Below are 20,809 nucleotides of genomic sequence, written 5' to 3' on the forward strand. Positions count from 1 at the left end.
CGAATTCTGGGTATTTACGCCAACTGTGTTTGGTCGGTATTCCATTTTATCCAGTGTCGATATGGTAAAGACTGAATTCAATATATAACGGATCTGTCCATAAAATCGGATCAGGTTGAGCGTCAATCTTGTGGCATCAAACGTCCGGTTTTTGGCTTGGCACATGCCTCAGTAGTCGGCTTATTCCTTCGCGTACGCGTTGCTGACGAACTGCTGGTGAGAGGTTGAGATCAATGTTTGCCTGTAGTGCACCACGCCATAAGATTTTTTCCGTCATAGCGTCCAAAATGGCGATGACAATAGTGCCTTTTTCAAAACGACTTGATGTTTGAAAAGAAGGCGTCAATTTAAACTGCTTGAGGATATCGGTGGCAGTCACAGTTTTTCCGAGCACGACAACAGCGACCAAGCCATATTGAGCAAGATTTCTATTGTTGGGAAATTGATATGTCCTCGCGGCTAGGTAGCTTTGTATCTCCTGCTGTAAAAAGAGCCGGGTTTCCTCTGGGTTTTCGCGGTTGTCGTTATGGAAAAAAACAACATCAGAGTGCCAATAAAAACTTGATTTTGGTTCAAGCCAGAAGTCGGGTTGACTGAAGGCAATGGCCATGGATTCGGAAAGTGCGTCGGAATCGACGGCATTGGATGAACAGCCGGAGCCGATGAAAAGTATCGCAAGCATAAACGGCAGGTGATACAGGGCTTTGTGAAAAGAACTAAACATTTTCCGGTAAGCGCTACGTTGTTTCATAGATGTTTCCTGTTAGTGTCGCTATTAGTCGACTCTGCTCTGAACAGGATATCGACTGGGGTTTAGTTTTTGTGGGGAAGTTCATCTTTCAGGTTTGGTGCTTCAAGTGCTTCTGTTCCCGGTTTTCGCAACTGTAATAGTATTTGTATATAACCCCAAGCCTTCACATAATGTCGAATCATTCGGCGTAAAGCGCCTAATTTTTTTAGTAAATCATCCATGGTTTGGGTGGGCACTCGTTGTTCGCGGACGCCCTCTATAACAAATTGAATGGTTGTCGCAAAATGCTGCTCAAACACAGCGAGTTTTTGTTCGACGCCATTATTCGGGAAATCGACTCCTGGTTTTTCGCTACAGGTATTGATGATAGTTGTGACTTCTGATTCGAGCTGGGAGATGATCTCCCGCTCGGCTGTCGCTAAGGATAATTTTAATATCTGTAGCTCTGAAAATTCCTCGATATTATCCAGACAGATGGAGAGTTCCAGGTTAGTATGAATGACGTTTTGGAAGGCGGTCGCAATGTCCGGCGATAGTTGTTGTTGCGAACATTCAACCACGTAATTGTTGATCGCTGAAATCAAACTGTATAAGTTGGCGATAGGTTCATTGGATACGTTGATACCCCTGTGCATGTTGAAGATCTGAAATCTTAGTTCGGCCAATACGCGCTGCTGATCCAAAATTGCAGCGTTGAGCGCCAGATCGGGCATGGAAATAATGTTCTTATCCAAGTATTGCGGCTTTATCGTCTGTGACTCGCTAGGGGTGAATAGCGTTAATAACCATCGACTCAGTCTCGGCTCAAGTGGAATCATCAGAGCGACACCCAGTAGATTAAAAACGGTGTGAAATAATGCCAGAGAAATAGCGGCGTCTGGCTCCAGGTTGAGTGCCTGCTGTAACCACTGCACCAGCACCAGGAAAAAACTCAGTAAAGTCAGCGCCACCAGTGCCGTAATAAGGTTAAATATCATATGCGCAACGGCAACTCTGCGTGCATTTGCGGTTGCCTTGAGCACTGCAATAATGGCAGTGATGGTAGTGCCGACATTAGCGCCAATAACGGCCGCCGCTCCGGCGGCGAGAGGTAATAGGTCAGTGGATACAGCGGTCAAGACAATGGCCATGGCGGCGCTGGAGGACTGCATGGCGGCGGTCAATGCCAAGCCAAGCAAAACCATTGCTAGCATACCCCAGGCATCATTTTGTACCAGGCTGGAAAGGTCGACCATCTGTTCGATATGAACGAAAGCGTTTTGTAATATCTGTATGCCTAAAAATAATAATCCCAAACCGGCTAATGCGCCACCGAGAGATTTGGCGCGGGCATCGGTGCCAAATAAGTGTAGGATGGCACCGATACCAATGGCTGGTAGTGCTGCGGCATCAATTTTAAATTTAAATCCGATCAGTGCGACAATCCAGGCGGTCATGGTGGTCCCGACATTGCTGCCGAAGATAATCCATAAGGAGCGCGACAGGTCTAATAATCCGGCATTAATGAAACCAATAATGGCCACCGTCACGGCGCTGGAGGACTGGACAATGGCGGTCAGCGTGAAACCGGAGATAAAGGAGCGGAACTTCGTGACTGTCCAGGTGGCAAGAACGTGCTGTAGCTTGCCACCGCCAGCTAACTTTAGTCCTTCGGTCAGCAGCCACATGCCGAGCAGAAATAAGCCGAGGCCACCAAAAAGTTGTGACACTGCATTCCAGGTCAACATGCTAACAGCCTAGTGTGGGGTGCCATTATCGGATGACGCGGAGTGCTGGTTTTTCTCGCCGACCTGAAAAATGGGGAGTGGGTCTGTCTTAGAACCGCTGTAAAGCGATAGATGGGGAAAGGGGATTTCTATACCGTGAGTATTGAAGGTGGATTTAATGGCAATCATTAAATCGCTTTTAAGCTCCCGGAATAACTCGCGTCGCCCCCAAACCGAGAGCTGCAAATCAACCGATGAGCTACCAAAGTTTGTCACCGTGCAGAAAGGTTGCGGTTCCTCCATACAGCGTGGTTCGCTATTGACCAGTTCCAGCAATAGCCTGATCACCTGAGATAAATCTTCGCGGTAGGCAACACCCACTACAAGGTCGATACGCCGCACCGGGAATTTAGTCAGGTTAATGAACTTACTTTTAATCAACAGCTCGTTTGGAATACGCACATACAGATTATCCGGCGTGCGTAATTTGACGGATAACAGGTCAATACTGATGACCTCGCCGGTGTCGCCGTCGACGCGCAGGACATCGCCTAACTCGAAGGGTTTTTCACCCAGTAAAAATAAACCGCTGATCAGGTTTGATGCGGAAGTCTGCGAAGCAAAACCCAATGCTACCGTCAGAATCCCTGCGGCGCCGAGTAGCACGGATATTTTAAAACCGAGTTGGTGAATGGCAGTAGCAAAAAATAAAGTGAACACGGTATAAAATATCAAGCGTCCGAACAGGGAGAGATGGTGTGCGCTTAATTTAAAGGCGGCGGCCCGTTTGAAAAATCGAGCACTTAGTTTTGCTGCGACCCAGCCGATGACCAGCATAGCGATTGCTCTTAGCACAGCAATTAGGCTAATCGCCTCCTCTACATTTGGGACAGTTACTATGTCATTCATTCTCAAAATACCAGTAGTTGAAAGATGTTACTGCGTGTCTGTTCTGCAATTACTCTATTTTAGCGCGCACTGTTATGCAAATAGGTTTTCCCAAGTGTTAACCAGAATTCCCTTATCGGCTTTCTTGCGTGGTGGCGTGATGGCTTTTTTGCCCGAAACCTTACCAATTTCAACCACACCCTGATGTTTTTCCGAATCCATGACAATAGACAGAGGCTCAGTCACCAATTGGCCGTCACCCGCGTACAAAGATAAATAGGGAGCGGGGATACTCAAACGTTCAAGGGTGAAGTCGGCGTTACTTTTGTTGCGCATGGTGACCGGCGTCAATGCCCGGTAGGGGAGTCGGAGGAGCATGTCCTGATCAAGCCGGGCATGTGTATAGGATCCATAGCAAAGCTCGCCTTTGCCTGTGATTAAGCCCATCCATGTATCAGAGAGCTGTTGCACGGGTAGTTCGCGTTTTACTTTCTTTGAAAAATTAATACAGAGCCAAAGCGGAGCGCTGATATAGAGCGTTATTTTATTATTGGCTGGAATCAACAACGGCGAATAGGGCCGCACGACTACCGGTCGGTCCGCCAGTTGTGGATTGAAGGTCAACTCATCCGTCATGGTTTCCATCGCAATGCGGGCCAGACCATTGTGAATACCACTTAAAGACGTTGGCGTCTCTGGAAACTCATCGATGTAATGGCACGAGAATTCGCCCTGATTCTCTTTTTTGGTCCAGAAATAGACTAATTGCCATTCGTGGTTTTGGTGGTTGATCGTTAACGAAAGGTCGCCAATTTCAACACGTAATGGCTTTTGCTCAACTTTCCACGGGGTTGACCAAATATCTGTATTTTTCTTACTTTTCATACGCTTAAGGCCCATTAGGGTTAACTGAAATGTTCTGCTCAAGTGGTTGTGAAAATGATAGACTGCTGATATGGCTCAGTATGATAACCAAGGATACAAAGTTCAAACTTATCAGAAAATTAATCTTGGTAACTGATAAACTCGATGGACTAAACGGATTAAATCATAACGGGATCAAAGTAGTGATAGAAACCATACAGAATTCCGAGATGTCCTCTTATCTCACTTGGGCCGGAATACTTTTTTGTCTAAGCCAATCAGCGATGTTTTCCGGGCTTAACTTGGCTTTTTTTACCATGAGTCGATTGCGTCTGGAAGTTGAGGTGGCGAATGGGAATCCCGCGGCCAGCAAAGTGCTAGCCCTGCGCAACGACGCTAACTTCTTGTTGGCAACAGTGTTATGGGGGAATGTTGGGATTAATGTGCTGCTGACGCTGTTATCGAATTCAGTGATGGTGGGGCTCAGCGCCTTCTTTTTTTCCACCATTGTCATCACTATTGGGGGTGAAATTCTGCCGCAGGCGTATTTTTCGAGAAACGCTTTGCGAATGGCATCTCTACTCGCGCCGTTATTAGGTTTCTATCAGATGCTGTTGTATTTTCTGGTCAAGCCGACAGCCTTGTTGCTAGACCTTTGGTTGGGTAAAGAAGGCATTCAGTATTTTCGTGAGCGCGATTTACGCCAATTAATCCATAAACATATCAATGCAGTTGAGTCGGAGGTTGATGTTGTAGAAGGTATTGGTGCGCTTAACTTTCTGGCAATGGACGATGTGCCGGTTTCCCAGGAAGGGGAAATAATTGCTGCTGAAAGTATTATGAGCTTGCCTATCGAAAAGACTAAGCCAGTGTTTCCTGATACCCGCGAGTCGCAACGAGCTTTTGCACAACGCATAGCCCAGGTGGGCCGGGCCTGGATTATTTTGCTCGATGACCATAATTTTCCGATGTTAGCGCTCGATGCGGATGCTTACCTACGTGCCATTTATACGGCCGATGATAGAATACTGAACCCGTATGTTTTTTGTCACCAACCGATTGTAGTGACGGATCCAAATACACACTTAGGGACTGTCATTTCTGCTTTTAAACCAACCAAGGCTCAGTCGGATGCGCCGTTAAAAAACGACATTATTATTTTGTGGTCAGCGACAAAACGCATTATCACCGGTGCGGATATATTGGGTCGCCTACTCAAGGGTATCGGCCTGCACAGCTCGCTTGAGTCGCTCAAGAGCTAGCTTCCCGTTCAAAAAGGAGGCTAACGCTCGATACGATAGAGAATATCCATGCTCTGGCTGGTACCCGACTCAGCCTTTACCTTGAGTTTTTCCGATAAGGAATATTCCAGGTTGACGCTGGCATTGGGGGTCAATATATCCTGTACATAGCTGATAAAAAGTTTGGGTGTCAGATATTTGCCGATGGTCACTGCGCTTTGTTCGATACCGCCATTGCTTGACAGTGATAACACATCCAGCCCGAAACTCCGTTGTAAACGCTGAGTCAATCCCGCACTCTGGGTTATGCCGAGAGAGGCGACTGCGGACATCAACACACTGGCATCCGCTTGAGTCGCGCTGTTGAGCGGCTTGCCGGTGATTAACAGCGCCATGGTTTCGGTCGGTGGCAATGGTGGTATGGCATACAACTCGCTCGAAAGCGCTTCTGCTGTGCCGCCGATCTGAATTCCGACGACAATCTCGTCGACCTGACGTGACGCGCGTACATCAATTGCCGGGTTTTCTGGTGATCCCTGAAAAATAAATCGTCCAGGGTTGATGGTTAATTTTTGGCCGTAGGCTTGGTAAAAGCCTTCTGGTATCTCCACAATGCCATCTATGCGCAATGGCCGCTCAGGCGCTTCCCGTAGACGTAAACTTCCAGTCAATTCGCCGGTAACGCCAAAACCTTTGAAGGCCACCTGTTTGCCCAGTATCAGTTTTATATCGGTATATATCGCCAAGGTTGATGGCTGCTGTTCGGATGTTTTTCGGCTATCCAGAATGACTTCGTCTTTGGAAACGGAAACGGTACTTGGTGGTAGCTCTTTGAGATTTATTTTTGCCTGTGGGATTTCGATGTTACCCTGGATTTTGAGCTTTTTTGGGGCCGCGTCGAACACGAGGTTAGGGCTGATTAGGGCTTTGATATTTTCCAACTCCAGCGTTTGCAGATCCTTCCCCTCGACCGCCAAATGGCCTTGCCAGTCAGTTAGACTGTTGAGTGTTGCCGCACCATCGAGATGCACCGAACCTTCTCCTGAATCAAGCTGTCCGGTTATCGTCCAATCTCGCAAATGCTGGTTGTTCAGGGTTAATGTGCCGTTTTTCAAGTTAACCCCTAAGCGAGGCACAAACGCGGATAGTTTTTCAAGGTTTGCACTACCCGTGATTAGTGGTTGCTTGCGTGTCCCCGCCAGTTGTATCGTGATATCGGCTTCCCCGTTCAGATCGCTTAAGAAAACAACGAAAGGATCGAGCCAGCTCAAATCATTAAATTGCGCGATAAGTTTACCGCTCAGAGGCGTATCGAGCTTAGTGAGGGGTAAGAGCAGATGGGCCTCGGCAAAACCGGTTTCAAGTAACTGACCCTTAGCATTGAGGCTGAGGGTATGGTCCTTGAGAAGGGCTGCGATATTGATGGCGTGGAGTTGAATCTGGTTGGGTTTCCCATCTGCAGGGTTCAACATCAGGCGGGCATTATCCGTGGCCAAATTAAGCTCGCCAGTTAGGTTGTCGAGGGGGCCGGAAAGCGTTATCGCACCCTTTAGCTCACCATTGATCTGAGTATCTTCCGGTAGCTGATGATTCATCGTGGCCAGCTGCAAGCGATGGATGGTGGCGGCGAGATTAACGCCGGTTTGTGTTGCGTAGCTGACTTCGAAGCAGACCTCATTGTTTGTCCGCTGCCAACAGGTTGAGCTGAGATTAGCCTGAGTTTTTTGCACGCGCAAATGCGTTGGCTGAGTTAATTGCCATTGTCCCAAAGTTTCAGAGTTAATGTCCGCGGTGGCGAGCTCGGTTTGCCATTGCTGTTGGTGCCATGTGCCACTCCCTTTGATGAGCAGTGCCAGATCGGCTTGCTTGGCAGAAAAATCATAATGATGTGCGGCCTGGGTGCCGACTGCTGATAGTGATATTTGGGTGGGTAGTTGTGAACCGCTCACTAAATCAACGGCATCTAAACGGAGCTGGTAGGTATCATTATCTTGGCTGCTGAGGTTGGCGGTTAATGAGTTGATAACAATATCGTCATAGGTGAGTGATTGCGCCATTATCTCAGCGTTGAACTGGGGGTGCAGTATGCTTCCGGCCAGCGTTCCCTGCGAGCGCGCCTGGCCTTTCAAGCCAGGGTAGATGGCGGCTAAATCATTCGCTGTGAGAGTCCAGCTTGCCTGCCAAGCTTGATCAAAGGCGGCATCCAGCACAAGTTGGTTATCACCCTGTTTCAGTTGGAATCCTGTCGCGGAAAAAACCCCCGCGTGGTAGCCGATCTTGCCGGAGGCGGACAAGGGATAGCCACGTAGTGTGCCTGTCATCTGCTCTATCTGTGCTTCGAGTGTTAAGCCCTGTGCTGTGAGAGAACCCTGAGAGCGGAGGCTTGTAGTTATTTCTCCTGCCCAGTCGGGCCAGAAATAGCCGGGGTTAATTTTGTCGCCATTGAGTGCTAAATTCCAAGTGAGATCCTGTTGCCAGGAAACCTTACCCTGCCCATGGATGTTGGTGCTGTCACTTTTGATGGATAATTGTTGGAAACGGATAGTCTCCATATCTCCGTTGGCATTGAGAGTGATTTGAAGCTTGGGTAATTTTGTCGTTTGATCTGTAGTCAGGTCAAACTGGCCGTTGGCGCGGTAATCATTGACTGTCCCATTCAGACTTAACTGCCCGGTTGAGCTGATGCTCTGCTGATAGGCGGGCGCTTGCCAATTCTCTATTTGCCAGTGTGCGTCTATAACAGAGGTAAAGCGATTCCAATCCAATGCCATTTTTTTAGGGTTGAAGTCAGTTGTGACGAGGCCTGACAGACCGAGTTGGAAAGGAGCCGTTGAACGATGTTTGAGCTTAATTTCTGCCAGATCACCCTTAATCTCACTAATACCATCCAATGTTTTGCCATCAGATAAGGTCGCCTGCCAACGGAGATTAAGGTCGAGTTTATAGGGAGGTCTGGCTCCCAGCTTGCCGCTGACCTCAAGCCACTGTTGGTCTTGGCGCAGGTTGAGTTTTTTGATTTGGGTGGTGAGCAGGCCGATGATGCCGGAAAAACGGATGGTCTCAATACGAGTTTCTGAGTCAGCCTTGCGGATGCGAATCTGGTCAAGGCTGAGATCATTGATATTAACAGGAAACGGCGAATTGATTGTCGGCCAAGGCGTATTAGTGGGGGCCTCCGTGCTATCGTTGTTAATAATCAGTAAGTCTTTTGCATAGAGTTGCTCAATTTGAAATTGACCACCCAGAAAACTCAGCAAATCCCACTTTCCCGATAGCGTATTTGCCGATAGTTCTAAGTCTGGTAAGCTTGCTTGCACTTCAGTTATTTTAATGCCGTCCATCAGGGTGCCCTCAATGGACTGCCAGGAAATTTTATTATTCTGAAATCCTAGCGCCTGATTGACGAGCCAGCGCGATCCAGCTTGTGTGGTGAGCAGCGCGTAAGTAAAACTCAGCAAAACTGCCAATAGCAGTGTTCCCGCAGAGCTTAGCAGCAGCGCCCATTTAGCGACAATGCGTGCTCTCATAAATCGGGCCCCATGGATAGATGTAGGCGAAACGACTGTTCGTCGCCTATGGGGAAGGCAAAATCCAAGCGGATAGGGCCGATAGGTGAGCGCCAGCGACCACCAAAGCCAACACTGTGTTTGAGTGTAAATTGACTATTATCGAAGGCGTTACCCGTATCATAAAACAGTGCAATGCCGTATTTATCAAAGAGTGGATAATCGAACTCTAAGGATCCGGCCAACAAATGTTTACCACCGATAACCTGGTTGTCGCTGTTGGTGGGACCTAGCTCTCGATAATCATAACCTCTGACACTATTATCGCCACCAGCAAAAAACCGCAATGATGCCGGCAGCTGGGCAAATTGATTCACCATGGTGGCGTCGGCTTCAAGACGTCCTAATAGACGTCCTTTGCCCAGGCTGAGAATATATTTGGTAGAAGTGCTCAGCTGCAGGAATGATATGTCTGAACCCAGTTGTTCAGCGCTACCGCGCATGCTAGCGTGAATGCGCCAGCCGGAAGTTGGATAGGCGAGGTTATTGGCGTGGCTGCGATGCCAGCTAATTCCTGGGATTAAGAGTTGGGTGGTTTCATGTTCCTCCGCAACGGAGAAAGATTCCACTTGATAGGAGAGGTCTAGCGTCTGGATCCAGTTATGTGATGTCACTGTTGTGTGGGAAATACCCAAAGACCAAGTCTCGTTATCAGCGTTGTCAGTATTGACATCTTCCCAGCCGGTCTTGAGCTTTATCTGTTCTTGATTTGGCTGTGCGAGAGGAATTTGATAATCGGCATTGACGGCTGATTTGATTTGGGATAATTCAATATCGGCACCGTAACTGTGCCCGGCGCGATTGGCGCGATTATTCATATAGGAGAGGCTGGCGCGAGGTCCGGTATCAGTCGCAATACCGAGCCCGAGCGAAGTGGCGTGTTTAGCAACGGGTGTTAATAGTGCTTGCAGAGGAATTTCTAGCTTATCCCGGTCTGGCGGCAATTGTGCAACGCTCACATCTTTAAAATAACGGCTATTGATCAAGGCTTGTTGAAATTGGCCAACCAGATTGGCGTCGAATGGTTGCCCTGTTGAAAAGGGTTGGTAGCGGGCAAGAAAGCTTTCATCAAAGTAATTTTGTTCGTAAAAAATCGGGCCGAAAGCGTAACGTGGGCCGCTGTTAAAGCTGAGTTGAATGTCGGCGCTTAATTGCTCTATGTTCACACCAAGTTGCTGTTTCAGGTATCGGCTTTCAGGGTAGCCATGCTGTAAGGCCAGTTTCTGTAAGGTATGCTTAAATGCCTCATATTCCCCGTGATCGAGTTTATTGCCGGTTTTTAAAGGAGTGTTCTTCAAGAGCTGGATAAATATTGGATCCTGCTGTGCCTGGCCTAAAATCTCTATCTGCACTTGGGTAATAATGATCGGGTCGCCAAGTTCGACATCCAAACGCAACTGCCAACATTTATCCTGGAAGGTTAGTTCTTTTCGCCAGCTGGCCTGGTAATAACCGATGGCGCGCAAAGCTTCTTCAATTTTCTCATCGGCAGCGCCGACTAGGGTGCGTGCGCGTCTTTCGCTGATCTCACAATTTTCATCCTGTAGTGCAAGATGATTGGTAATATTTTCTTCTGCCTCTTTGGAAACGTTATGAATGCTGAGTTTTGGATGTTGCTGCGCGGCAACAAGGGTTGCACCGGCAAGCAATAAGGCAGACAGGCTAAAACCAGATAATTTAAAAAAATAATTCATTCTGCTTACGACTATTTTCCTGTGTGCAAATTCGCTGGTTGAATATTTATATTTGTAGCAGCTTAGTGAGTTGCGACTTAATGAGGGTTAATGATTTGTGTGGGCAAATAACCAACGCCAGTTAGAGCGAAGCTTAACCTTGCAGGAAATTTCGCGCCACTAATTTGCAGACTGGGTTGATACTTTTTTAATGGATTTCCAGAAAGGACAAGGGGGAGGTTGAACAACGTTTTTATTGTACTTGATATTTGTTTTGATTAATCCTATATAGGCACGAAAGAGCGTATTATTGTGCTTAAAAGGATAGTTGCCACAGATAAAATCCAGTTTTTAAGCATACTTTCCTGAGCGATTCGGCTTATATAGGTAGACATGAAAAACGTTATTCAAGAATTAGCTTACATAGTTCAAGCGGTATCACTCGCGGCATCTCCGGATAAGCAGGTAGCGCTCATGGTTGAATTAATCAGCGATACCATGGCGGTGGACGTATGCAGTCTTTATTTGGTGAACGATCAGGGTGAAATGATACTGCTGGCATCTCATGGTCTTGCTACGCAGGCTGTCCGAAAGGTAAAGCTACCCGTCGGCAAAGGGCTGGTTGGTTTGGTTGCATCCAGCCGACACCCAATTAATATTGCCGACGCAGAACAGCATCCGACCTATTATTACGTCGCCGAAACGGAAGAAGAAAGGTTTCATGGTTTCTGCGCTGTGCCGCTGGTATCCGGCGGCAAGGTGATCGGGGTCTTGGTCGTGCAAACTACGGAAAAGCGTCAGTTTTCTAAAGACGAAGAGGGATTTTTGGTGACGCTTGGTGCCCAACTGGCTTTAATGTTGGATAGCTACCAGGAGTCTGTCGATGATATAGAACGTACGGTACGAGTGCGAGGCGTTAAGGGTGCGCCAGGCGTGGCCATTGGCTATAGCTATCTATGCGATCATGGTGAACTCTACGAGGTTGCTAATTCCCCTTGCGATAATATCGACGAAGCCATTACCGAATGGCGTGAACTGATTGCGCGTGTCAGTCAGCAAATTGATGAAGAGCAATTGGCCTTGGGTGATGAAATGAGTGAGGGCGTTGGAGGCATATTCAATGCCTATAAAATGCTTCTCACTGACGCTACCTTTGTCGGAGAAGTAGAGGCTAGTATTCGGGAAAATAATTGGCTGCCGGGTGCTCTCAAGCAAACGGTACAGTATTTTTCAGAACTATTTCTTTCTATGGATGATCCTTATTTACAGGCTCGACATGAGGATATCCACCAGTTAGGCAATAAGCTGTTCAATGCTTGGCGTGGTGTTAAGACGTTAGCGCATGATAGCCTGGAAGATATTGTTTTAGTGGGGCGGCAGATTAGTATTTCGGATATTGCAGCGACTCCGGCCGATCGGCTTAAAGCGATTGTCTGCTTTGGCGGATCCGGACTGTCCCATACTGCAGTTTTGGCTAATGCGCTGGGCATCCCTGCGGTGATGGGTACCGGGTCGATTAGCGGATTGGCCGAGCACAAGCGGTTAATTGTCGATGGCGACCAGGGCCAGGTTTATGTCGCTCCCAACGAGATGTTGTTAAGAGAATATGGCAAGCTCGTTGAGGAAGGACATAAGTTATCTCGTCAGCTTCAGAGCTTGCGCGACGAGCCAGCCCTGACCCTGGATAATGAGCGGGTCAAACTCTACACCAATACCGGATTATTGACTGATATTTCTCCCGGATTAAATAACGGTGCTCAGGGTGTGGGGCTCTATCGGACAGAAATCCCCTTTCTGATTCGTGACAGCTTTCCCTCCGAGGATGAACAGTTCCAGGTTTATCGACAGGTGTTGGAAGCCTATCAGGGTAAACCGGTTTATATGCGTACCCTGGATATCGGCGGTGATAAACAATTACCTTACTTTCCGATCAGTGATGAGGAAAATCCGGCGTTAGGCTGGCGTGGGATTCGCTTTACTTTGGATAATAGCCCGCTATTAATGACGCAAGTAAGAGCGATGTTAAGAGCATCTGAAGGCATTAATAATTTGCACTTATTATTGCCGATGGTGACTTCTATTCGGGAAATTGAGGAATTTAAAAGTATCTTGGCGGATGCCTGCGATCAACTGCATGAGAGCGGCGTAGCAATAGTGCGGCCGTTATTGGGAATAATGATTGAAGTGCCTGCGATGATTGCGCAAATCAGCTTTCTCAAGGGGAAAGTGGATTTCATTTCAATAGGCTCAAATGATCTCAGCCAGTATTTACTGGCGCTGGACAGGAACAATGCCAGAGTTGCATCACGCTATGATCATGTTCACCCGGCGGTATTGCATGAACTCAAACGCATTCTAGCAAGCGCAAAAGCGATCAATATGCCGGTTAGTTTATGTGGAGAGATGGCGGCCGATCCGGTGGCAGTGGTGCTGTTATTGGGATTAGGGCTACGCACATTGAGTATGAGTGCGGCAAAGCTGCCCTCTATTAAATGGTTAATTAGAAACCTTTCTATCGTGCAAGCGAAGAGGATTGTTGGCAAGGCGTTGAAGATGGATAATCCTCAAGCAATACGAGCGCTGGTTGGAAGCATGATAAAAGACTTAGGGTTGGCAGAGCTAATTCGTTAAGGAGAGAAGAGGTGGATTTTGAACAAATAGTTTCTATTGCCCCCTACGATTGGCACTCTATTGTCACTGCCGTTTTTTGTGGCGCGATTATTGGCGTCGAACGTCAGTTACGCGGCAAGCCGGTAGGTGTTCGCACCTCCTCGCTTATCACCCTGGGGACTTATATCTTTGTGCATTCGGCGTTATTGTTGGGTAATGATGTGACTGATCCATCAAGGGTAATAGGACAGGTGATAACCGGGATCGGTTTTCTTGGGGCTGGCGTGATGTTAGCAAAAGATGGCGCCGTAGTGGGGGTAACCTCGGCGGCGACGATCTGGGTATTAGCAGCGATAGGCGTCTGTATTTCAATTGGCAGTCTGTTAGCCGCCATCAAGTTTTCTCTTATTTGCGTCGCGATTCTTTATGGTGTCGATTGGCTGGAAAACCATACCAAAGCCTTCAGTCGTGGCGTACATGCCAGATATATTAAACGACGAAGGAATGATCAGATTTCAGGCGAGTAGAGTCTAACCCTACATTCGGGAGCGTGGGTCTATCAGAAGAAACTATGATGAAAAAGGGTAGGATGGTCGCGGCTTGTGAGCGGCCGCATCAACTATGCCGATTATGGCTGTAGCTCGCACTGCTTGAGGTAAAGGCTAAATTTATCGGCGGATAATGGCTCGCTATAATAGAAACCTTGGGCATAATCGCAATGCATTTTGCGCAGGAACTCTAGCTCCTTCTTGGTTTCTATCCCTTCCGCCACCACCTCCAATGATAAGCTGTGCGCCATGGCAACAATAGCCTTGGTTAGTATTTTGGCGTCGGAGTTAAGATTAATATTTCGAATAAAAGACTTATCAATTTTGAGGGTGTTGACGGGGAGTCGGTGCAAATAGCTAAGTGACGAATAACCAGTGCCAAAATCGTCCAGCGCGATTTGAAAGCCACGGCGGCAGAGTTCCTCCAGCGCATCAGAAACCTGATCCATTTCTTCGACGATTAAACTCTCCGTAATTTCAAAAGTTAGGTTGTGAGGGGCCAGCTCATACTTTGCCACTAACGCTAAAATACTGTTCGTAAGATCAGGTGTGAATTGTCTTGCCGAAATATTGATAGCGATTCGAAATGATTTCGACAACATGCCTTGCTGTGTCCATTTCTGAAATTGCCGACAGGCTGTTTCTAATACCCAAAGGCCAATAGGCAGAATCAGCCCGCTTTCTTCAGCGATGGGAATAAATTGATCGGGAGGGATATCCCCGAATACCGGATTTTTCCATCGTAATAAGGATTCTGCGCCACAGGTTAAACCGGATGTTATTTCAATAATAGGTTGGAAATAGAGCGAGAGCTCATTGTTACTAATCGCCAAGGAGAGCGCTTTTTCCAGGCGCATTCGCTGATGCGCACTTTCATTCATTTGCTGAGTAAAAAAGTGGTAGCTCGTGCCTGATTCTTTTTTGGCTTCATACATGGCGGTATCAGCGCAGCTGACTAAGGCGTCTTCGTCTTCCGCGTCATCTGGATAGACCGCAATGCCGATACTGGCTGAGACGGGTATGCGCTGATTTTCGAATTCGATATACCCGCTTAATACGGTGGAAATTTTATTTAGCACTAGTCCAATATCAGAGGTTTGTTTGATGTCTGGCAGAATGATAGTGAACTCATCGCCTGCCAGTCGTGCTACGGTATCGGACTCGCGTACAGAGTCCTGCATTTTTTGAGCAACTTGGTGGAGCAGCGCATCTCCGGCTGCGTGTCCGAAAGTATCATTGGTGCGTTTAAAGTGATCCAGGTCGATAAACATTAATGCGACCCGGGTGGACTCGCGGTGGGCAGTATGCATCGCTTGCGATAGGCGATCAAAAAATAGTGCACGGTTAGGTAAAAAAGTCAGGTTATCGTAATTCGCCTGATGACGAATGAGTTGCTCGGCTTTGACTTGACGAGTGACATCCTCGTGAATGAGTATCACCCCGGCAATTTTCTGGTCAGCCTCTAGTATTGGGTAAACATGAGCTTGAATCCATTTTGACTGACGGCCGCCTCCGGGTGTTTTAGGGGGCATTAAGTATTCTGTTGGAGGTACCTTGATGGTTTCTCCTGCAAACCCCCGTTCAATGTACGTGCGGACACCATACTGATCCATCTGCGGGTCATTCAGTATGTTGTAATTAGATTTATTTAGTTGCTCTAAGTTGGAGTGCCATAGATCTTCCCAGGCTTTGTTAACATCCAGTGTTCTGCCGTCGAGCGCCAGTACCTGAATACTTAAAGGGCTATCTTTGAAAAGTGCTCGGAAGCGCATTTCTGAATGACGTATTTTATCCTCAGCAATTTTACGCTCGTGTATGTCGGTGACTGAGCCTGCTATCCTGCAGACTTTACCATCGGGGGTGAACTGGGCTATGCCGCGATCCAACAACCAGCGAATTTCCCCGGTCTGGGTGATAACCCGGTATTCAAACTCCAAATGACTTGTCTTTCCCTCGCAGAGCTGACTGATCGCTGCGGCGAGAGGCGCGCGGTCGTCTGGATGGAAATAAGAGAATAATTGTTTAGAACTTAGTACGCGTGTGGGAAGCGAGTGGCCTAATATTTCTTCCATGCGGGAAGATACATAAACCTCGTCTTTCTCAATGTCCCAATCCCAAAGACCATCTTTTGCCCCCTCAAAAGCGAGCGCGTAACGCGTTGCTCGCTGCTGTGAATCTTGTAACTGGTATAACAGATCGGCAACGGTACTGGCGTCCTTAAGAATAAGTTGGACTGATTGGTCAGTGAGCTGAATTAATTCTAGTTCAATTTCTTTACCCAGAGGATTTTTCCAGGTAGAGACGGCTCTACGTTCAGGTCGGATTTTTAATAGCTCATTTGGTAGCCGATATTGCTCAACAAATTGCGAGAGAGATAGTTGGGTGGGTAAACGGACTGCCTGGGTGCCGATAAGCAAACAGGCGGTGTCATTTATGTAAGTGAGTTTGAGTTCACTATCGAAAAGACACACGCCTAACTCTATTTGATTAAGAGCCTGTTCAAATTGGTTGGGCAGTACCGTTACATCGACGTCAAGTTCAAGCATAGGCGAAATCTTGTAATTCACTTAATCCTTATGAAACGGTACTGTTATATCAATAATAAAAGTGTTGATTTAATGCAGTGCCTTGGTGGAAACAACCATTCTTATTAATTGCGCCCTAAGTATGGGTGAATTTTGAATATATTCCAGTTTAGAAGACGATAACTAGCGCCCGCAACAGGCTGATTATTTTGATCAAAAAAGAGAGGTTTTTTACTTATAAAGGACCGGGAATTTGATGTCGGATTAGGGTAGTCCAGGTTGTGACCCTAATGCCAACGCCCCGGCCCTTATCACCGCGATTTAAACTTTTATGGCTTGAACTGAATTTTCGGCATCATCCTGGCTCGGCACTCTAGTTTTAATCGTTTATACTAGCCCCGTTTTTAAATCGACTCAGGTTGCCATGCTCTCGGCGTTGCCAAATTTGCTGGTGCTTGCTGTCACATTTAAGGTTTTTATATGATTGTTCTTGGCTTATCCGGCGCTTTGACGCACGACCCTTCAGCAGCAATATACAAAGACGGCAAACTGATTGCTGCGGCGGAGGAGGAGCGCTTTATCCGTGATAAACATGCTAAAAATAAAATGCCCTATGAGTCCGCCAAATTCTGTATGCGCCAGGCAGGTGTGCGTGCTCAGGATATCGATGTAGTGGCGGTACCTTTCGCGCCAATCAGCCTCTTGTCAGCAGCGCGCTGGCATTACGCAAAACGCTATTGGTACGCGCCGGATCGAGCGCTAGATGCACTGTTTAACGGTAATCGGCGTTACCGTCGCTATGTGAAACGTATTCGAGAACTTTGCAATCAACTGGGTATTAATTGGAAAGAAGTTGAGTTTGAGCCGGTCGAACACCATTTGGCGCACGCCAGCAGCTGTTATCATTTAAGTGGTTTTACTGAGAAAACCGCAATATTGGGTGTCGACGGTAAGGGCGAATATGCCACTACTTTTTTTGGTTATGGTGAGAACGGTAAAATCCATAAAATTAAAGAGTTTTATGACCCTGATTCGTTAGGTGGTTTGTACGGTGCGATTACTGAATACCTTGGTTTTGAGATGCTCGACGGTGAGTATAAAGTAATGGGTATGGCGCCCTATGGTGATCCGACGAAACATGATTTATCCAGACTGATAGACTTCGATGGTAAAGATTTTCGCGTCAATAACGAATTAGTCAATACGATCGGATTAAGACGTTATAAAGAAAATGGTGTCGGCTTTTACTTTAGCCAGAAACTCATAGATTGGCTGGGGCCGCGCCGAGTTGGTGATTCGGCGGATGAGCCCTATATTGACTATGCGGCAAGTATTCAGCGGCTTTACGAAGAGGTGGTGCTGAAACTCATCGACTATTATCTTGGCGATGTACTGAAGGAAACGGGTAAGCTCGTCTTTTCGGGCGGCGGGGCGTTAAACGTGAAGTTGAATCAACGTATCATTGCGCTACCCTATGTGCAGGAGCTTTGGGTTCAACCAGCCTCCGGCGACGCTGGCACCGCTGTTGGTGCCGCTTCATTTGCTTCAGTGAAAAGACAGGTGGCAGTGGAGAAAATGGAGCATGTATATCTTGGCCCGGCATATAGCAACGATGAGTGTATTCTTGCTTGTAAGCAGCACTCAGGTAAGCCTGCTTATGAAATCATCGATAATGTGCCAGAACGTATTGCCGGAATACTGGCCGCAGGACATCCGGTCTCTTGGTTTCAGGGTCGGATGGAGTTTGGGCCAAGGGCATTAGGTGGGCGCAGTATTTTAGGTTGCCCCAGTGTGAAAGGGGTTGCGGATCGTATAAATGAGCAAATCAAATTTCGTGAACGTTGGCGTCCCTTCTGCCCGAGTATTTTGGATTCAGTCGCGGCGCAGATGTTACAGACAGATCACCCTTCACCTTTTATGACCTTTACCTTTAATGTCGCGGAATCCTGGAAGGAGAGGGTGCCTGAGGTCGTCCATGAGGATGGTACCGCCCGTGCTCAAGTTGTCGAAAAAGAACACAACCCGCGCTATTACGCGCTATTACAGGAAATGGAGAAAATAACCGGTAATGGCGTAGTACTTAATACTTCACTCAACCGTCGTGGTGAACCCATGGTCTGCTCACCAACAGATGCGCTTAATATGTTTTTTGGTTCGGATCTGGAGTATTTGATAATGCAGGATGTGCTGGTGGTAAAAGCAGGAGCGGATAAAAATGTCGGCCTGGTCAATTAGAGAGCTGGTCCAAATATCGGCTGATTCCATCAGGGTGATACCTTTGCATAACTATCATGCGGCATTATGCAAAGAAGATTTCAGGGTATTTCTAAACTCAGGCGTGCGAATAGTCGTGTTTTGAATTGATTAACATTCTTGAATTCCGGGTAATCTCCTAGCAGGTTGTGCGCAATAAGTTCGGCTTTTACCACTTTATTGTTGAATTGAAATATTTTAGTGAGTCGAAAATCGAGGCGGTCATGGGCTCGCACCCGGTCGCCCTCGCGCCATTCAATATCCGATAGATAATACCAAATCAAACTTGCATTCCAGTTTTGCGCAACCGTTTTTGCTATCAATAGGTTGGCATTGTGTGTTGGTATTTCCTGGCCCAGACCCTCAACTATTCTGGGGTTCAGCTGTTTTAACTGATGGCCTTCAAAGTCTGAATAAGCGTACTGAAATGATATAAGACTGCTGCTATTAGGGCGCCACTGTAGTTGCGTGTCAACGCCTTTATTGGTCCAGGAGGTGGTATTAGAAATATAGAACGCGATTTGGTCCAGATCGGGAAAAAAGTCCTTGTATTTGCCGATAACGCCATCCGTTTTGGTGCTAAAAAACCGCAAATCAATAGACAGCTTATTGCGCCAATAGGTGGAGCGGTAACCAATTTCAAATTCGCGAACGCTGGATTTTTGAATGTCATTAGAAGATACAAACTGAGCATTAATGAGAGTGCCGTCGCTGAACCGCGTAGACTGAATTTGTTTCGCTTCCAGTACCGAAGGTGTTCTATTGCCATAGGTGTACGCGACGTGCAGTGCCTGTTGATTTGATATTTTATAGTTCAGGGCTATTCGGGGCGAAATGAATTCACCGACAATTTTATTTCTTTCCGCCATCGCGCCGAGATTGACCGTCCAGCTTTTATGTAAGCGCCACTCTAAGTTAGAGAAAAGACGATACTGAAATTCATCAATCGAGTTTGGCCTACCAATTAAAAATTTACTTTGTAACCAATCATATCGGGTTCCGAACCCCCAAACTAAGCGTGTGTGTGCGCCAACTGAAAATCGGTGTTGGAGTTCGAGGTCTGTTCGATCAGACTGGGTGCCTCGAAGGTCGAACAGAATCTCTTCATCGGAGCGTCCGTTGAATAGCACCGGAACGAGCGCAGGGGAAATTTTCTCAATATCTGATAATAAATCGAGCTTTCTGAGTTCATCGACCGAAAGACGATTATGGTAGAGCTGTAATCTTATCTCGTTGTCGTCGGTAATGTTATGAGTCCAGCGGACCAGCTCGAAGTCATTTTTGAATTTACGATGGTTAAAGCCCTGAACATCGCCATGTGGCGGCGCATAGGGGAGGTTGACGGCACTTTTCCCCAGCCCAATTTGAAATTCCAGGGTATCGGTGAGCGAGGGGGTATAAACACCTTTGGCAAAGGCATGAGAGGATTCGCTGGTGTCATTGATTTTATCGAAGGGGAGGTTGGTTTTATCCAGCTTGGGGAAGCCTTCATTGTATCGGTAGGTTAGTCCAAAACTGAGGTCGATATTTTTTATGCGAGTATTATGTCGTAGTGCCGAGTTACGTGTTCCAATATCGCCTAAGGTTATATTGATAGAGCTTCCCTTTGCCTGCAATGGATTTTTCGTCACGATATTGATAGCGCCTAGAAAGGCGTTCGATCCGTAGGCCGGAGTGTTGGAGCCGCGGACTATCTCAATATGATCAATATCCTCAAGGGTAATGCCCAGAGAGCCCCATTCAACAGCTGAAAAGAATGGCTCATACACTGAACGTCCATCAACCATAATTTCCAAGTCTCCCGGAAATTCTAAGGTGAGGCCTCTATTGGTAACGCCGAATTGATTGCCTGATACGTAATAGGATAAATACCCTGGTGCAAATTTAAAAAGCTGAGATATTTCCGTTGTGCCGGACGCTTCAATTAATTCTCTGTCGATGATGCTGATAGATGCCGGAACGTCGATAATTGGCTGATTGAGCCTGGTTGCAGAATTGACAATTGGAATTTCGCTGAGATAGTCAGCCTGGTCAATATTATTGGTGTTTGGCTTAGCGGCTTGTGCATTTGCTGGCCCAGCTTGAGTTGCGAGAATTAAGCTAAGAATGATACAGATTGGTGCTGATAGAGCGCGAGTGAACCAACATCCCTTTTGGTATCTGATCAATGAATTGACCCTTTGT

General features: G+C 47.1%; 12 protein-coding genes. 4 read left to right on the top strand and 8 right to left on the bottom strand.

What is annotated here, in order from left to right:
• Positions 1–136: 136 nt before the first annotated feature.
• From H6995_05830 to H6995_05845, 4 genes are all read right to left on the bottom strand, one after another.
• The gene (locus H6995_05830; GenBank protein ID MCP5214507.1) at positions 137–751 is read right to left on the bottom strand and encodes a DUF4136 domain-containing protein; all 615 of its coding nucleotides are present in this window, start codon (positions 749–751) and stop codon (positions 137–139) included.
• Positions 752–813: 62 nt separating this feature from the next.
• Positions 814–2,478: a Na/Pi cotransporter family protein gene (locus tag H6995_05835; GenBank protein MCP5214508.1), complete on the bottom strand. Its 1,665-nt coding sequence runs from the start codon at positions 2,476–2,478 to the stop codon at positions 814–816.
• A 9-nt stretch (positions 2,479–2,487) separates the two neighbouring features.
• On the bottom strand, positions 2,488–3,366 hold the full coding sequence (locus tag H6995_05840) for a mechanosensitive ion channel family protein (protein MCP5214509.1): 879 nt from the start codon (positions 3,364–3,366) through the stop codon (positions 2,488–2,490).
• Positions 3,367–3,438: 72 nt separating this feature from the next.
• Positions 3,439–4,230: a hypothetical protein gene (locus H6995_05845; GenBank protein ID MCP5214510.1), complete on the bottom strand. Its 792-nt coding sequence runs from the start codon at positions 4,228–4,230 to the stop codon at positions 3,439–3,441.
• Positions 4,231–4,439: 209 nt separating this feature from the next.
• Here H6995_05845 and H6995_05850 point away from each other — a divergent pair, with 209 nt between their 5' ends.
• Complete coding sequence (locus H6995_05850) at positions 4,440–5,471, top strand: DUF21 domain-containing protein (GenBank protein ID MCP5214511.1); 1,032 nt, start codon at positions 4,440–4,442, stop codon at positions 5,469–5,471.
• Between the two features lie 20 nt (positions 5,472–5,491).
• On the opposite strand, the gene H6995_05855 is transcribed toward H6995_05850, so the two are convergent.
• Together H6995_05855 and H6995_05860 are read right to left on the bottom strand one after the other, a co-directional pair.
• Positions 5,492–8,977, bottom strand: a complete 3,486-nt coding sequence (locus tag H6995_05855) for a translocation/assembly module TamB domain-containing protein (protein ID MCP5214512.1) — start codon at positions 8,975–8,977, stop codon at positions 5,492–5,494.
• Positions 8,974–10,710: an outer membrane protein assembly factor gene (locus H6995_05860; GenBank protein ID MCP5214513.1), complete on the bottom strand. Its 1,737-nt coding sequence runs from the start codon at positions 10,708–10,710 to the stop codon at positions 8,974–8,976. The genes H6995_05855 and H6995_05860 overlap by 4 nt, the downstream gene beginning before the upstream one ends.
• A gap of 372 nt (positions 10,711–11,082) precedes the next feature.
• On the opposite strand from H6995_05860, the gene ptsP reads away from it, so the two are divergent.
• Both ptsP and H6995_05870 read left to right on the top strand, forming a co-directional pair.
• Positions 11,083–13,320 (top strand): phosphoenolpyruvate--protein phosphotransferase, encoded by a 2,238-nt coding sequence (gene ptsP / locus H6995_05865; GenBank protein ID MCP5214514.1) that lies wholly within the window; start codon positions 11,083–11,085, stop codon positions 13,318–13,320.
• Positions 13,321–13,331: 11 nt separating this feature from the next.
• Positions 13,332–13,826, top strand: coding sequence for an MgtC/SapB family protein (locus tag H6995_05870; protein MCP5214515.1), 495 nt, complete (start codon positions 13,332–13,334; stop codon positions 13,824–13,826).
• Positions 13,827–13,927: 101 nt separating this feature from the next.
• Here the strand turns inward: H6995_05870 and H6995_05875 are convergent, their stop codons facing one another.
• Complete coding sequence (locus H6995_05875) at positions 13,928–16,393, bottom strand: EAL domain-containing protein (protein ID MCP5214516.1); 2,466 nt, start codon at positions 16,391–16,393, stop codon at positions 13,928–13,930.
• A gap of 459 nt (positions 16,394–16,852) precedes the next feature.
• On the opposite strand from H6995_05875, the gene H6995_05880 reads away from it, so the two are divergent.
• Entirely contained in the window at positions 16,853–18,607 is a 1,755-nt protein-coding gene (locus H6995_05880) for a carbamoyltransferase (GenBank protein ID MCP5214517.1), read from the top strand.
• 80 nt (positions 18,608–18,687) lie between these two features.
• Here H6995_05880 and H6995_05885 read toward each other — a convergent pair whose 3' ends face one another.
• A complete protein-coding gene (locus tag H6995_05885) occupies positions 18,688–20,793 on the bottom strand; it encodes a TonB-dependent receptor (protein MCP5214518.1) in 2,106 nt (701 codons plus the stop codon).
• Positions 20,794–20,809 lie beyond the last annotated feature (16 nt).

The sequence above is a fragment of the Pseudomonadales bacterium genome, assembly GCA_024234615.1.
Lineage (GTDB): Bacteria > Pseudomonadota > Gammaproteobacteria > Pseudomonadales > IMCC2047 > JAJFKB01.